Origin of the sequence: Phenylobacterium sp. (genome assembly GCF_041920015.1) — a bacterium.
In the GTDB taxonomy this organism is placed as follows: domain Bacteria; phylum Pseudomonadota; class Alphaproteobacteria; order Caulobacterales; family Caulobacteraceae; genus Phenylobacterium.
Genome location: NZ_JAYRST010000013.1, coordinates 1 through 14,692, shown reverse-complemented (window position 1 = coordinate 14,692; position 14,692 = coordinate 1). Strand labels below are relative to the sequence as shown.

Genomic DNA, 14,692 nt, shown 5'->3' with positions numbered 1-14,692 from the left:
GATCCTCCCTCCAGAAAGGGAGCGATTTCCTTATCCCGGCGGCGGGGCGATGAAGCCGCCGAGGGCTTCGTCCACGGCCTGGGCGATGGAGAGGGTGCGGGAGTCGGCGCCATGCGCGCCGATGATCTGGACGCCGACCGGCAGGCCGCTGGCGGCCAGGCCCGCCGGGACCGTCGTGGCCGGCAGGTGGCAGGCGGTGGCCAGCGCGATCCAGTTGAGCATGGCGCCATAGGGGATCGTCCCACCGTCCGACAGCTTCAGCCGCCGCGCGGCGAACGGCCGGTGATCGTGCGGGAAGGCGACGGTCGGGGCGACGGGGACGAGGATGGCGTCGAGGCTTGCCAGGTCGGCCTCGACCGTGGCGCGCAGGCGCGCGCGCACCTCGTCGGCGGCGATCCATTCCGCATGGCTGGCGGCGTAGGCGCGCGCCAGGCCCGCCCAGGACGCCCGGCCGGCGCCGAGCCCGCGGGCGAGGGCGGCCAGGGCCCGCATCCGGCGCAGACGCGCCTGGGCCGCGGCGGGCATGTCCGTGGCGACCACCGAACCCAGCAGCACCTGGTAGCTGTCCATGAGCTGGTCGAGCGGGACCGGGGCGGAGATCGGCCGCACCTCCGCGCCCGCCGCGCGCAGGCGGCCGGCGAGATCCTCGATCGTCGCCCTGACCTCGGAGTCCAAAGGAAAGCCGTCCAGCCACAGCCCGAGCTTCAGGGTCTTGAGATCGGGAATCTCGGCCTTGGCCGGCACGCCTTCGGCCAGGATCGACATCAGCAGCCGCAGGTCGCGGGCCGAGCGGGCCATCGGGCCGACGACGTTGAGATCGCGCTCGGCATGGGTTCCGGGGGCCGGCGGAATGTGGCCCGCCTGGCTGACCAGGCCCCAGGTCGGCTTGTGCGAGAAGACCCCGCAGAAGCTGGCCGGAACCCGCAGGGAGCCGCCGATGTCCGATCCGATCTCCAGGGCGGTGACCCCGGCCGCCAGCGCCGCGGCCGCGCCGCCCGAAGACCCGCCGGGCGTGCGCGCCAGGTCCCAGGGATTGCTGGTCGCGCCATAGAGCCGGTTGAAGCTCTGCCAGTCGGCGGCCCTGACCGGCACGTTGGTCTTGCCCCAGATCACCGCGCCCGCCGCCCGCACGGCGGCCACGACCGCGGCGTCATCGGGCTTTCGCCGCCGCAGAACCTCGACCCCGGAAGAGGCGGGCATGCCGATGACGTCCAGGGTGTCCTTGACCGTCATGGGCAGGCCGGTCAGCGCCCCGGCGGCGCCCTTGGCGCGCAGGTCGTCGGCGGCCCTGGCGTAGTCCAGCGCCCGGTCGAGATCGGCCGCAACCACGGCGTTCAGCCGCCCATGGGTCCTTTCGTGCCGCGCCAGGACGAGCTTCAGCAGCTCGACGGCGGAAATCTCCTTGGCCTTCAGCGCCAGCAATTGTCCGGTGGCGTCGCGGGCTAGGAGATCGGCCATCACTTCAATCCCAGAACATCCTGCATGTCGTAGAGGCCGGGGGGACGGCCCACGACCCAGCGCGCCGCCTCGACCGCGCCGCGGGCGAAGAGGCCGCGGTCCCGCGCCGAGTGGCTGAGGGTCAGGATCTCATCCTCCGCCGCGAAGATTACCGAATGCTCGCCGATGATCCCGCCGCCGCGCACGACCGAGAACCCGATCTCGCCGGCTGGGCGCGGGCCGGTGATCCCGTCGCGGACCCGCTGGGCGACCTCGGCCAGGGCGACCTGGCGGCCGCGGGCGGCGGCCTCGCCCAGCATCAGGGCGGTGCCGGACGGGGCGTCGACCTTCCGCTTGTGGTGCGCCTCGGTCACCTCGATGTCGTAGGCGTCGGCCTGCAGGGCCCGCGCCGCCTGGGCGACCAGGCCCATCAACATGTTGACGCCCAGCGAGTAGTTGCCGGCGAACACGATCGGGACCGCCTTCGAGGCCGCCTCGATGGCGCCGACCTGCTCGGGCGACGCGCCGGTCGAGCCGATGACCAGGGCCGGCCCCTTGCGCGCTGCGGCCGCTTGGGCCAGGGCCACGGAGGCGGCCGGGGTGGTGAAGTCGATCACCGCCTGGGAGGCTTCCAACGCCGCCTCCATCGAGACCAGTCCCTCGCCGGTCGCGCCAGGACGGTCGAAACGGGCGGCCAGCCGCATGTCGGAACGCTCGGCCAGCGCCTTGGCCACGGCCTGGCCCATGCGGCCGAGCGCGCCGGCCACGGCGATATCGATTGGGGCGGTCAGGGGAAACTCTCCGAAGGCGATTGCGGGCGCCTAGTCTCCCGCCCAAGGCCGGCCGGTCAAGGCGCGACGTCAGGCTGCCGACGGCTCGGCGGCCTTGACCGGCGTTCCGGCGTGTCGCCAAGTCGGCCATAGCCGTCGCCAGCCCCGGAGTTTTCGCATGTCCCGTCCTCTCCCCAGCTGGCGCCGCGCCGTCCTGGCTCCGACCGCGCTGGCGGCTGCGCTTGCATCCGTCGCCGCCGCCTCGGCCCTGACACCCCCGCAGATCACGCCACGCCCCAAGGTCGAGGCCCTGGCCAAGGCCATCGACACCCGCTTCTTCGACGCACCGCGCGCTCACCGGATCGCCGCGGAATTGCGAGCGGAGGCGAAGAAGGGCGTCTATGACAAGCTGACCGATCCGCGGGATTTTGCGGCGGCCCTGACCGAACGTCTCCGGCCACTCGACGGGCACTTCTCGGTAAGCTGGACTCCTCCCGGACCGACGACCAGCCAACGCGGCCCATCTGGTCCGCCCAGCTTCTTGGCGCGGCGGGGCGGCTATGGCTTTGCGGCGGTTCGCATCCTGCCGGGCAATATCGGCTACATCGACATGCGCGGCTTCGCCCATTTCGAGCCGACTGGCGACCAGGCGGTGCGAAGAGCCGCTGACGCCGCCCTGGCCTTGGTCGCCGGAACGGACGCGGTGATCTTCGATCTTCGAGAGAACTTTGGCGGCTCACCGGCCATGGTCGGCTACCTGATCGGCCATTTCACGCCGGACGGGGCGAAAATCTACAATACCTTCAAGACTCGGGGCGAACCCGACGGCGACGAGGGGCCGACGGTTCCAATCACCACGCAGCGGCGGCTGGAAACACCGCTCTACGTCCTGACCAGCGGTCGCACGGCTTCAGCGGCCGAAAGCTTCGCTTACACCCTGCAAGCGGCCAAACGGGCGACCGTGGTAGGGGAAGCTTCTCGCGGCGGAGCCAATCCAGGCGGGTCGGCGCCATTGGACGACGGCCTTTCGGTGTTCATCTCCAGCGGCACGCCGATCAATCCGATCACAGGCACGAACTGGGAAGGGACCGGGGTGATCCCCGACGTACCCACCACCGCCGACGAGGCCCTGGCGCAGGCCCAGCGATTGGCGTTGGCCAAGCTGGTCTCCGCACCGCTCGGCGAGCCGGCCCTGACCGAGAACCGCTGGACGCTCGAGGCGCTGGAGGCCCATCCGCAGATCGCCCATGAAAGGCTGGCGGCCTATGCCGGCGGCTATGGTCCGTTCGAGGCGGCCGTGGACGGAAAGGTCCTGGTCCTGCGCTATGGTCGACAGCCGCAGAACGTGCTCACGCCGCTAGACGAGAACGGTCTGTTCTTCGTCGAGGGCGCCCCGTCGCGGCGCATTCGGTTCGATCCGGATGGGCTGATCTTCCTGTCGCCGGACGGCTCGCAGACGCGGCAGATGCGCAACGGCGCCGCGGCGGCAGGACGCTAAGGCGGCGCTCAGCGGTTGTCAGCAGGCGCTCGGGGTTTATAGGGTGACGCCCTTTCAGCCTAGCCAGGCCTCAGAAGGCCAAGAGGAAACGCCGCGCCGATGAGCGACGCCGAGAAACGCACCTTCACCGACGAAGAAGCCCTGAGCTTCCACAAGCACCCGGTTCCCGGGAAGATCGCCATCGCCCCGACCAAGCCGATGGCCACCCAGCGGGACCTGTCGCTTGCCTATTCGCCGGGGGTCGCCGTACCGGTCCTGAAGATCGCGGAGGATCCCGAGGCCGCCTACGACTACACCTCCAAGGGCAACCTGGTGGCGGTGATCTCCAACGGGACGGCGATCCTGGGGCTCGGCAATCTGGGGGCGCTCGCCTCCAAGCCGGTGATGGAGGGCAAGAGCGTCCTCTTCAAGCGTTTCGCCGACGTCGATTCCATCGACATCGAGGTCAGCGCCACCGATCCCGACGAGATCATCACGGTGGTCAAGAACATCGGGGTCACCTTCGGCGGCATCAACCTCGAGGACATCAAGGCTCCCGAATGCTTCCGCATCGAGACCGAGCTGCAGGAACTGCTTGACGTCCCGGTGTTCCATGACGACCAGCACGGCACGGCGATCATCTCCGCCGCCGGCCTGATCAACGCCTGCGCCATCACCGGGCGCGACATCTCGCAGGTCAAGGTGGTGCTGAACGGCGCCGGGGCGGCGGGCATCGCCACCCTGGAGCTCATCAAGGCCATGGGCGCCTCGCCCGAGAACGTGATCGCCTGCGACTCCAAGGGCGTGATCTATCGCGGCCGCCCGAACGACATGAACCAGTGGAAGAGCGCCCACGCGATCGAGACCGACGCCCGGACCCTGGCCGACGCCATGGCCGGCGCGGACGTCTTCATCGGCCTGTCGGCCAAGGGCGCCCTGACCCAGGAGATGGTGAAGTCGATGGCCGACCGGCCGATCATCTTCGCCATGGCCAACCCCGATCCGGAAATCACCCCGGAGGAGGTCCACGCCGTCCGCGCCGACGCCATCGTCGCCACCGGCCGCTCGGACTATCCGAACCAGGTGAACAACGTCCTCGGCTTCCCCTACATCTTCCGCGGGGCCATGGACGTGCGCGCGCGCCGGGTGAACATGGAGATGAAGATCGCCTGCGCCCAGGCCCTGGCCCAACTGGCGCGCGAGGACGTGCCCGACGAGGTGGCCGCCGCCTATCACGGCACGCAGCTCAAGTTCGGGCCGCAGTACATCATCCCGACCCCGTTCGACCCGCGGCTGATCGCCTACATCCCGCCCTTCGTCGCCCAGGCGGCGATGGACACCGGCGTCGCCCGCCGGCCGATCACCGACATGGACGCCTATCGGGCCTCGCTGGCCCAGCGCCTAGACCCGACCGCGGCCTTCCTCCAGAAGCTGCAGGGCGCGGTGCTGAAGGCGCCCAAGAAGCGCATCGTCTTCGCCGAGGGCGAGGAGCCGACGGTGATCCGCGCCGCCCACGCCTTCGAAGCCGCGGGCCTGGGCCATGCGGTGCTGGTGGGACGCGAGGAACTGGTCAAGGCGAACATGGTCGAGGCCGGCCTCGACCCGGCCGAGACCAAGCTGGAGATCGTCAACGCCCGGGTCTCGCGCCACAATCCGGAGTTCGTGGACTTCCTCTACGAGCGGCTGTCGCGCCAGGGCTACCTGAAGCGCGACGTGCAGCGGCTGGTCAACCAGGACCGCAACTCCTTCGCCGCCTCGATGGTGTCGCTGGGCTACGCCGACGGCATGGTGACCGGCGTGACGCGGTCCTACGACCAGGTGCTGGAAGAGGTGCTGCGGGTGGTCGACCCCGAGCCCGACGGCCGGATCATGGGCATGAGCGTGGTGCTGGCCAAGGGCCATACCCTGTTCATCGCCGACACCAGCATCACCGAGATGCCGGACGCCGAGGAACTGGTGGAGATCGCCGTCGAGGCGGCCCGCACGGTCAAGACCCTGGGCTATGTGCCGCGCGTGGCCTTCATGTCCTATTCGACCTTCGGCAACCCGATGGGCATGCGTTCGGAAAAGGTCCGCGACGCGGTCGCGATGCTCGACATGATGGATGTCGACTTCGAGTACGAGGGGGAGATGACGCCGGTCCTGGCGCTCGATCCCTCCAAGCGGGTCAACTATCCGTTCATGCGCCTGAACGGCCCGGCCAACGTGCTGATCATGCCGGCCATCCATTCGGCCTCGATCTCGACCCAGCTCGTCCAGGCCCTGGGCGGGGCGACCGTGATCGGGCCGATGCTGCTCGGCCTCACCAAGTCCGTCCAGATCGCGCCGCTGTCGGCCTCGGTCGCCCGCGTGCTGCAGATGGCGACCCTGGCCGCCTACGAGCAGGACCTGGCGGAGGCGCAGGCGTGAGCCGCGCGCTCGCCCACCTGATCTAGGGCCGCCCGCGCCTTCGGGGGTGCGGGCGGTCTTCCCGTCCCATCCCCGAAAGGAGCGCGACCCATGACCGGTCTCAGCATCGGCATCGACTTCGGCACGACCAACACGGTCGTCGCGCTCGCAGGCGCGCAAGGGCCGGCGCATCTGGCGCGGTTCCCGGCGCCGGAGCGTGACGTGTTCGCCTTCCGCTCGGCCCTGTCGTTCTACGCCCCGCCCGACCTGCCGAACGAACGGGAGATCGAGGCCGGCCCATGGGCCATCGAGGCCTATGTGGAAGACCCGCTGGAAACGCGGTTCATCCAGTCGTTCAAGAGCTTCGCCGCCTCGGAGAGCTTCACCGAAACCCAGATCGTCGGGCGACGCTACCAGTTCGAGGACCTGCTCTCGACCTTCCTCCTGAAGCTGCGCGAGCATGGCGGCGGCGACATGGCCGACCTGCCGCGGCGAGTGATCGTCGGGCGGCCGGTGACCTTCGCCGGCGGCGCCCCGAACGAGGCCCTGGCCCTGGCGCGCTACGAGACCGCGTTCCGACGGCTGGGGTTCGAGGAGATCCTCTACGCCTACGAACCGGTCGGGGCGGCGTTCTTCTTCGCCCGCGAGCTGAAGGAAGACGCCACCGTGCTGGTCGGCGACTTCGGCGGCGGCACCAGCGACTTCTCGATCATCCGCTTCACGCGCCAGGCCGGGGAGATCACCGCGATCCCGCTCGGCCGCGCCGGGGTCGGGGTGGCGGGCGACGCCTTCGACTACCGCATCATCGACAACCTGGTCTCGCCGGCCCTGGGCAAGGGGTCCAGCTACACCTCGTTCGGCAAGGTGCTGCCGATCCCCAACCGCTACTATTCGACCTTCGCCCGCTGGGACCAGCTCGCCCTGATGCGCGCCAGCCGCGACATGCGCGAGATCCGCAAGCTGGTCCGCGAGGCGGTGGAGCCGGAGAAGATCGAACGGCTGGTCGAGGTGCTGGACGAGAACTACGGCTACCGCCTCTATCGCGCCGTCTCGGACCTGAAGGAGGCGCTGTCCTCGCAGGACGCCGCCGCCTTTCGCTTCGCCGCCGGCGGCATCGACATCGGCGCCCAGGTCGAACGGGCCGAGTTCGAGGACTGGATCGCCCCGGAACTGCGCCTGATCGAGGACGCCGTCGACCGCGCGCTGGCGGACGCAGGACTCGGCGCCGAGGGCGTCGACAAGGTGTTCCTGACCGGCGGCTCGTCCCTGGTCCCGGCGGTGCGGGACATCTTCTACCGCCGCTTCCCCGCCGAAAGGATCGAGAGCGGCGCCGAACTGGAATCCATCGCTTCGGGCCTGGCGCTCATGGGCCGCGAACGCGACCTCAGCAAATGGGCCCGCCAAGCATGAACAATTCCTCCCCCGCTGGGGGAGGTGGATCGGCGCGCAGCGCCGAGACGGAGGGGGCCTGCGGACTCAGCCATCTCCCTCAGCGGCGGAGCCACTAACCACCTCACTTCCGCAAGCTGGCCGCGTCCAGGTCGAGGTCCTTTGCGGGGATCACCTCCAGGTCGGGGCGGCGTTGCTTGAGGCCGGCCTCGAACGCCTTGGCGTCGCCGGCCACGATGACGCTGACGCTGGCGGGCGACAGCGCCTTGGCCGAGAACGCCTGGACCTGGGCGGCCGTGACGCCCTCAACCTTGCCGGTGTAGTCGGCGACCTCGGTCAGCGGCAGGTCGTAGAGGGCGAGATTGCCCAGGATGCCGGCCAGGCCGTCGGTGGTGGCCAGCTCGCGGCCGAACCCGCCGATCAGCACCGACTTCCGGGCCTTCAGTTCGTCCGGCCCGGCCGGGGCGCTCGCCATGCGCTGCAGCTCGGCCAGGATCAGGTCCAACACCTGCGGCGCGGACTCGTTCTTGGTCTGGGCGACGGCGCGGAAGAGGCCGGTGGTGCGCATGCCCGCAAGGCGCGAGCTGGCGCCGTAGGAGAGGCCGCGCTTGATGCGGATCTCCTGGTTCAGGCGGGCGGAGTAGCCGCCGCCCAGCACCGAATTGGCCACCGCGCCCGCATAGTAGTCGGGATCGCCCCGCGCGATCGCCGCCTTGGCGACGCTCACCGCCGCCTGGCCCGTGCCCGGCAGGTCGATAGCCACGGCGCGCGGGGCGGCCCTGGGGCTGACCTCGGCGCGGGCGGGAGCCGGATCGGCCGGCGCGGCCCAGTCGCCGAACGCCTTCTCCGCCAGGGCGAAACCCGCCTCCGGGGCGATGTCGCCGGTCATCACCAGTATGGCGTTGTCGGGCCGGAAATAGCGTCCGTGCAGCCGGGCGAGGTCGCCCGTCGCGATCCTGGCGATCGAAGCCGGGGTGCCCGAGGCGACCTGGCCGAAGGGCGTGCCGCCAAACACCACCGGCGCGGCGGCCAGGCTGGCGAGCTGGCCGGGCGACTGGTAGGCGACCGAAAGGCCGTCGAGGGCCTGGCTGCGCTGGCGTTCCAGTTCCTCGCTGGCGAAGGCCGGGTTCCGCACCACGTCGGCCATGATCGCCATGGCCGCGTCCAGCTTGCCCGGCATGACGTTGAGCGTGACGGCCGCGGACTCCTGGCCGCCGCCCGAGGTCAGGGTGGCGCCCAGCGCCTCGGCCTCGCTGGCGATCTGCTGGGCCCCGCGGGTCTTGGTGCCCTCGGTCAGCATGCCGGCGGTCATGCCCATGGCGCCGGCCAGGCCCTGCGGATCGGCCCAGGCGCCGGCGCGCACCGTGAGCGAGGCCGAGACCAGCGGCAGGTCCGATGACCTGGCGACGATCACCTTCAGGCCGTTGGCCAGGGTCCGTTCCGCCGGCTGCGGCAGGACCGGCTTGACCGGCGTCCCGACCGGCGGCGGCGCCTGGCGCTGGCCTTCCGGCGCCAGGGTGACGACCGGGCCGTCATACTTGGCGGACGCCACGACCGGCGGCTTGGGCGCCGCGTCCGTCTCACCGGCCGGGCGGGCGCTGTCGGCCTGGTAGAGGATGGTCATGCGGCCTGCGTCGGTCAGATAGGTCCGCGCCACCCGCTGCACGGCGGCGGCGGTGACGGCCTGCAGCTCCGCCAACTCCCGGTTGGCCAGGGCCGCGTCGCCGGCCGTGCGCAGGGCGTAGCCGAGGGCGAAGGCGCGGCCGTCGATGGTCTCGCGCTCGCGCAGCTTGTGGGCGATCAGCTCGTTCTTGGCCTCGGCCAGTTCGGCCTCGCTCGGCGGCGCCTCGCGCAGGCGCGCGACCTCGGCCAGCAGCGCCGCCTCGCCCTCGGCCAGGGTCTTGCCGCCGGCCAGGATGGCGCCCAGCATCACCATGCCCGGCTGCTGGGGCAGGGAGGCGTCGGAGAAGATGTCGGCCGCCACCTGCTTTTCGTAGACCAGGCTGTTGTAGAGCCGCGAGGACTTGCCGCTGGAGAGGATGGCGTCGAGCACGGTCAGGGCCGGGGCGTCGGGGCTGCTGGCGGCCGGCGCATGCCAGGTCATCAGGACCGCGGGCAGCGGCACATTGGGGCCATAGCCCTTGAAAACGCCGGGCGTGGTGCGCGGGGGCTCGACCGCCGTCACCCGCCTGATCGGCGTGGCGGGCGTCTTCAGTGGCGCGAAATACCTGTCGACCCAGGCGTCGAGCTGCGCCTCATCGAAATTGCCGACCACGATCAGGGCGGCGTTGTCGGGCCGGTAATAGGCGGCGTGGAAGGCCCGCACGTCGTCGATGGTGGCGGCGTCCAGCTCCTCGATGGAGCCGATGCCCGGCCGCTTGTAGGGGTGGGCCTGATAGCTGGCCTGGGGCAGGTAGAGATAGAACAGCCGCCCGTAGGGCTGGCTCAGCACCGACTGGCGCAGCTCCTCCTTCACCACGTCGCGCTCGGACCTGAAGGTCGCCTCGTCCACCACCAGCGCGCCCAGGCGCTGGGCCTCGACCCACAACAGGCGCTGCAGATGCTCGGCCGGCACCACCTCGTAATAGTTGGTGAAGTCGTCATAGGTGGAGGCGTTGTTGAAGCCGCCTACGTCCTCGGTCATCCGGTCGATGGTCTCGGACGGCATGTCGCGCGTGGCCTTGAACATCATGTGTTCGAAGAGGTGCGCGAAACCCGAGCGGCCGACCGGATCGTCCTTGGAGCCGACCCCGTACCAGACCTGGACCGTGACGTTCGGCGTCGTGCGGTCGACCGAGGAATAGACCTTCAGCCCGTTGGCCAGGGTGCGTTCCTTGTAGGCGATCGGCGGAACCACGTCGGCGGCCCAGACGGGCGCCAGGCCTCCCAGGGCCAGGACGAAGGCGAGGGCGGCGAGGGTGCGGAACATGCGGTCTTCCCGGTCTGCGAGCAGGGGAGCCTAGCACCGGCGCGGGACGAGGGAAGATGCGGGATAGTCATGTAGGGACCAGTTGCTCCCCTTCCCCCGCTCACCCCGGCGAAAGCCGGGGCCCAAGCTGGATCAAAGCTTGTGCGGAGGGATGGGCCGCCTGGGTCCCGGCTTTCGCCGGGATGAGCGGAGCGTGGTCGGACTACTCCGCCAGCTTCACCAGCATCTTGCCGGCGTTCTTGCCCTGCATCAGGCCGATCATCGCGGCGGGCGCATTGGCGATGCCGTCCAGCACCGTCTGCTGGGTCTTGATCTTCCCGGCCTTCAGCCAGCCGGCCATGTCGGCCAGGAACTGGTCGTGCAGGTGCAGGAAATCGGTGCCGACGAAGCCGCGCAGCATCACCCGCGAATAGATGATGTTCGACAGGTTCGAGACGCTGGAATGGCCCGAATTGTAGCCGGAGATGAAGCCGCAGACCGGAATGCGGCCCAGGGTGTTCATGCGCCGCAGGGCCGCCTCCAGGTGATCGCCCCCGACATTGTCGAAATAGACGTCGATCCCCTTGGGCGTGGCCTCTTCCAGGGCCTTCTTGATTGGGGTCTCCTTGTAGTTGATCACCGCATCCAGCCCGACCTCGTCCTTCAGCCAGGCCGCCTTGTCGGCCGAGCCGGTGGAGCCGACCACGTAGCAGCCCTTGATCTTGGCGATCTGGGCGGCGATCGAGCCGACCGCCCCTGCGGCGGTGGAGACGAAGACCTGCTCGCCGTCCTTGAGCTGTCCGATATGCAGGATGCCGCCATAGGCGGTGAAGCCGGTCATGCCCATGGCGTGCATGTAGGCGATCACCGGCAGGTCGGGATCGGCGGCCAGCCGCGCCAGGCCCTGGCCGCTCGAAACGAAGAATTCGCGGAAGCCGTTGCGATTGGTGACCAGGTCCCCGACCGCGAAGTCGGGATGCCTGGACTGGACCACCCGGCCCAGCGCCCCGCCCATCATCGCCTCGTTCAGTTCCTGGCCGGCGGTCAGCCGCGGGCGCATGGCCGGGTCGACCGACATGTAGAGGTTCTGGACCAGCACCTCGCCGTCGGCGGCGTCGGCCACATCGGTCTCGACCATGGCGAAGTCCTCGGGCGCCGGCATGCCGTTCGGGCGCTTGACCAGATGAATTTCGCGGCTCTTGGGCATAATGGCCTCCCTTGTTTCGTTGAAATCGTGCGGCTCTGAATAGGGCGAGCGCGGGCGCGACTGTCGCCCGCCAGGCGCGGTAAGGCCAGAGCCTTCGAGCAAACGCCCGATCTAGCCGGGAAGGGCCTCGCCCCAGTCGATCCGGCGGGCCACAGCATAGGCGGCCTTGTCGCGCCGGGCGGCGAAGCGGTTTTCCAGCGCCCCGGCAGGGGTGCAGAGCTTCAGCTCTATGCCGGACTTGCCGGCTCGCGGCGGCGCCAGGACGCGGGGCGTGGGAACACCGGCCGCGACGCCTGGCCGGGCGACGACCAGATAGCTGAACTTCTCGTCCTCGAACGGCGTCTCCGCGCCCTTGGCCAGGCGGTGGTCGCGCGAACGCGCCAGCCTCTGGGAGAAATGGCACCAGTCCGGCGCGGCCAGCGGGCAGGGCTGCTGGTGCGGGCAGGGGGCGAGGATCACGCCGCCCGCCGCGATGAGCTGGTCGCGGACGGCCAGCAGGCGCTGGTAGCCGGCCGGCGTCCCCGGCTCGACCAGGACCAGCAGGCCCTGTGTCGCGGCCCACAATCGCTCCACCGTTCCGGCCAGGGCGGCGGGCGCGATCTCGGCCAGGGCGTAGCTGGCCGCCACCAGGTCGGCGGCCGGCCAGTCGCCGGGCGCGGTGAGGTCGGCGCGCAGCCGCTGGGCGGCCTTCAGCGGCGCCGGCCCTTCAGCAACCAGGGCTTCGGCGATGTCGAGGAAGGCGCGGTTGGAATCGAGCAGGCTGGCGGCGGCGATCTGCGGCCAGGCCTCCAGCGCCGCCCATCCGGCTCCGCCGGGTCCGGCGCCGGCGTCCAGCAGGCTCTGCGGCGCGAAGTCGGGCGCGCGCTCGGCCGCCTCGGCGAAGACGCGGGCGCAGGCGGCGTAGGTGGCCGGCAGCCGGGTCAGGACATAGGCCGTCGCGTCGGCCTGTGAGGTCACCACCGCCGCCGATCCGCCGCCGCCGCGATAACGGCGGGAGATCGCGTCGGCGCGCTGCGCCATGTCCTTGCGCGAGACGCCCTCCATCAGGCGGTCGGCGGCCAGGCGCAGGGCGGGCGGCAGGTCGTAGGACATGGCGGCCGGCGGCTCAGAACACCCAGGCGGCCAGGGCGAAGGCCGCCCCGGCCACGGCCGCGCCGATGGCGAACCAGGCGAAGGCCGGGCTTTCCTTCTGGACCACGGCGAGCGCGGCTTGCGGCTGCGGAGGGTTCTCGATCAGCCGGTGAAGGGCGCGCAGCGCCTCCAGCCCCTCGTCGACGAAGCGCCTGGCGCGGGCGGCGGGCCCGAGTTCGCGCAGCATCCAGCGGCGCACCACCGGATCGGCGGCCTTCCAGATGTCGTGGTCGGGATCGAGCCGGCGGGCGACGCCCTCGACCGTCATCATGGTCTTCTGCAGCAGCACCAGTTGCGGCTGCAGCCGCATGTCGAACAGGGCGGTGATCTCGAAGAGCTGGGTCAGGACCCGGCCCATGGAGACGTCGCGCGCCGTACGTCCGAACAGCGGTTCGCCCACCGCCCGCAAGGCCTGTGCGAAGGCGTGGACGGAATGGGTGCGCGGCACATAGCCGGCCTCGAAGTGGGTCTGGGCGATCTGCTCGTAGTCGCGTTGCAGGAAGCCCCAGAGGATTTCGGCCAGATAGCGCCGCTCGGCCGGCGCCAGGCGCCCGATGATGCCGAAATCGACGGCGGTGATCTCGGCCGGGGCGGCGACGAACAGGTTTCCCTCGTGCAGGTCGGCGTGGAAGACCCCGTGGTCCAGCGCCTGCGACAGGAAGGCGCGCAGCAGCTTGTCGGCCAGGGCCGGGCGGTCGAGGCCGGGCAGGTCCAGCGTCGCCGGGTCCGACAGCGGGGCGCCGGCGGCCCATTCCTGGGTCAGGACCTTCTTGCCGACCCCGTCCCACACCACCTTGGGCGCGGACATGTAGCCGTCGCGGGCCATGATCTCGGCCAGCTCGTCGCCGCCAGCCGCCTCCAGCCGCAGATCCAGCTCCAGCTCGGTGGCGCGGATGACCGTCGCGGCCAGGGCCTTGGGCTCCAGCCGGCGGGCGGGAACCGAGACCTTCTCCACCAGGCTGGCGGCCAGCCACAGCACCTCGGCGTCCTGGGCGACGCGGCGGTCGACGCCCGGACGCAGCACCTTCACCGCGACCTTGCGGCCGTCCAGCAGCATCGCCTCGTGCGCCTGGGCGAGAGAGGCGGCGGCGACCGGCTCGCCGAAGCTGGCGAACAGCGTCTCGATCGGACGGCCGAGCGCCAGCTCCACCTCGCGCCGCGCGATCGCGGTGGGGAAGGGGTCGAGCTTGTCCTTCAGCCGCGACAGGTCCTCGGCGAAGGCCGCGCCGAAGATGTCGGCGCGGGTGGAGAGCAATTGGCCGAGCTTGATGGCGACGGGGCCGAGCCTTTCCAGCGAGCGGGCCAGCCGCTCGCCGGGACGGCCATCGCGCGCCTGGCGGCCGGCGAAGATCCGCAACGACTTCGACAACGCCTTCACGCTGGGCGGATAGAGCTCGTCCAGCTCGCGCGGCAGCAGGGCGTCGTTGCGGGCCAGCGACCAGCCGGCGGCCGCCAGCCGTCCGAAGGCGGCGAGACTGCCCATGATCTAGAGCGCCCAGCCGTGGTGCAGGGCCGCGACGCCGCCGGTGAAGTTGGTGTAGCCGGCCTTCTTGAAGCCGGCCTCTTCGATCATCGAGACGAAGGTCCGCTGGTCGGGGAAGCGGCGGATGCTCTCGACCAGGTACTGATAGCTGTCGCGGTCCTTGGCCACGATCTGGCCGATCTGCGGAATGACCTTGAAGGAATAGGCGTCATAGGCCTTGCGCAGCATCTCGGTGGCCGGATGCGAGAACTCCAGGCACAGGAACCGGCCGCCGCGCTTCAGCACCCGGCGCGCCTCGCGCAGGGCCGCGGGAATGTCGGTGACGTTGCGGATGCCGAACGAGATCACATAGGCGTCGGCGCAGGCGTCGGGCAGCGGCAGGCGCTGGGCGTCGCCCACGTTCCAGGTGATCTCCGGCTCGCCGCCCTTGGTCCGGCCGGCGGCGATCATCTCGGCGTTGTAGTCGATGATCATGATCTGAGCGTCGGGGCCGCCGCGGCGT

The 14,692-nt window shown here is 70.5% G+C and carries 10 protein-coding genes; 3 read left to right on the top strand and 7 right to left on the bottom strand.

The window, feature by feature from the left end:
- Window positions 1-30: 30 nt before the first annotated feature.
- Complete coding sequence (locus ACE3TL_RS04475) at window positions 31-1,458, bottom strand: amidase family protein (protein WP_374577527.1); 1,428 nt, start codon at window positions 1,456-1,458, stop codon at window positions 31-33.
- Window positions 1,458-2,204, bottom strand: a complete 747-nt coding sequence (gene dapB, locus ACE3TL_RS04470; protein WP_374577526.1) for a 4-hydroxy-tetrahydrodipicolinate reductase — start codon at window positions 2,202-2,204, stop codon at window positions 1,458-1,460. Before dapB ends, ACE3TL_RS04475 begins: the two co-directional genes overlap by 1 nt.
- 181 nt (window positions 2,205-2,385) lie before the next feature.
- Between dapB and ACE3TL_RS04465 the strand changes: the two genes are divergently transcribed.
- The 3 genes from ACE3TL_RS04465 to ACE3TL_RS04455 all read left to right on the top strand — a co-directional run bounded on the left by ACE3TL_RS04465 (window position 2,386) and on the right by ACE3TL_RS04455 (window position 7,482).
- Window positions 2,386-3,705, top strand: a complete 1,320-nt coding sequence (locus ACE3TL_RS04465) for a S41 family peptidase (protein WP_374577525.1) — start codon at window positions 2,386-2,388, stop codon at window positions 3,703-3,705.
- A 99-nt stretch (window positions 3,706-3,804) separates the two neighbouring features.
- On the top strand, window positions 3,805-6,093 hold the full coding sequence (locus ACE3TL_RS04460; protein ID WP_374577524.1) for an NADP-dependent malic enzyme: 2,289 nt from the start codon (window positions 3,805-3,807) through the stop codon (window positions 6,091-6,093).
- Between the two features lie 90 nt (window positions 6,094-6,183).
- Entirely contained in the window at window positions 6,184-7,482 is a 1,299-nt protein-coding gene (locus tag ACE3TL_RS04455) for an Hsp70 family protein (protein ID WP_374577523.1), read from the top strand.
- A 103-nt stretch (window positions 7,483-7,585) separates the two neighbouring features.
- Here the strand turns inward: ACE3TL_RS04455 and ACE3TL_RS04450 are convergent, their stop codons facing one another.
- The 5 genes from ACE3TL_RS04450 to ACE3TL_RS04430 all read right to left on the bottom strand — a co-directional run.
- On the bottom strand, window positions 7,586-10,390 hold the full coding sequence (locus tag ACE3TL_RS04450) for a M16 family metallopeptidase (RefSeq protein WP_374577522.1): 2,805 nt from the start codon (window positions 10,388-10,390) through the stop codon (window positions 7,586-7,588).
- 202 nt (window positions 10,391-10,592) lie between these two features.
- Window positions 10,593-11,576: an NADP-dependent oxidoreductase gene (locus ACE3TL_RS04445; protein WP_374577521.1), complete on the bottom strand. Its 984-nt coding sequence runs from the start codon at window positions 11,574-11,576 to the stop codon at window positions 10,593-10,595.
- Between the two features lie 111 nt (window positions 11,577-11,687).
- Window positions 11,688-12,668, bottom strand: coding sequence for a small ribosomal subunit Rsm22 family protein (locus ACE3TL_RS04440; RefSeq protein WP_374577520.1), 981 nt, complete (start codon window positions 12,666-12,668; stop codon window positions 11,688-11,690).
- Between the two features lie 13 nt (window positions 12,669-12,681).
- A complete protein-coding gene (gene ubiB / locus ACE3TL_RS04435; RefSeq protein ID WP_374577519.1) occupies window positions 12,682-14,190 on the bottom strand; it encodes a 2-polyprenylphenol 6-hydroxylase in 1,509 nt (502 codons plus the stop codon).
- Window positions 14,191-14,193: 3 nt separating this feature from the next.
- Window positions 14,194-14,692, bottom strand: a 499-nt coding sequence (locus tag ACE3TL_RS04430; RefSeq protein ID WP_374577518.1) for a ubiquinone/menaquinone biosynthesis methyltransferase, incomplete at its 5' end; no start/stop codon positions are given.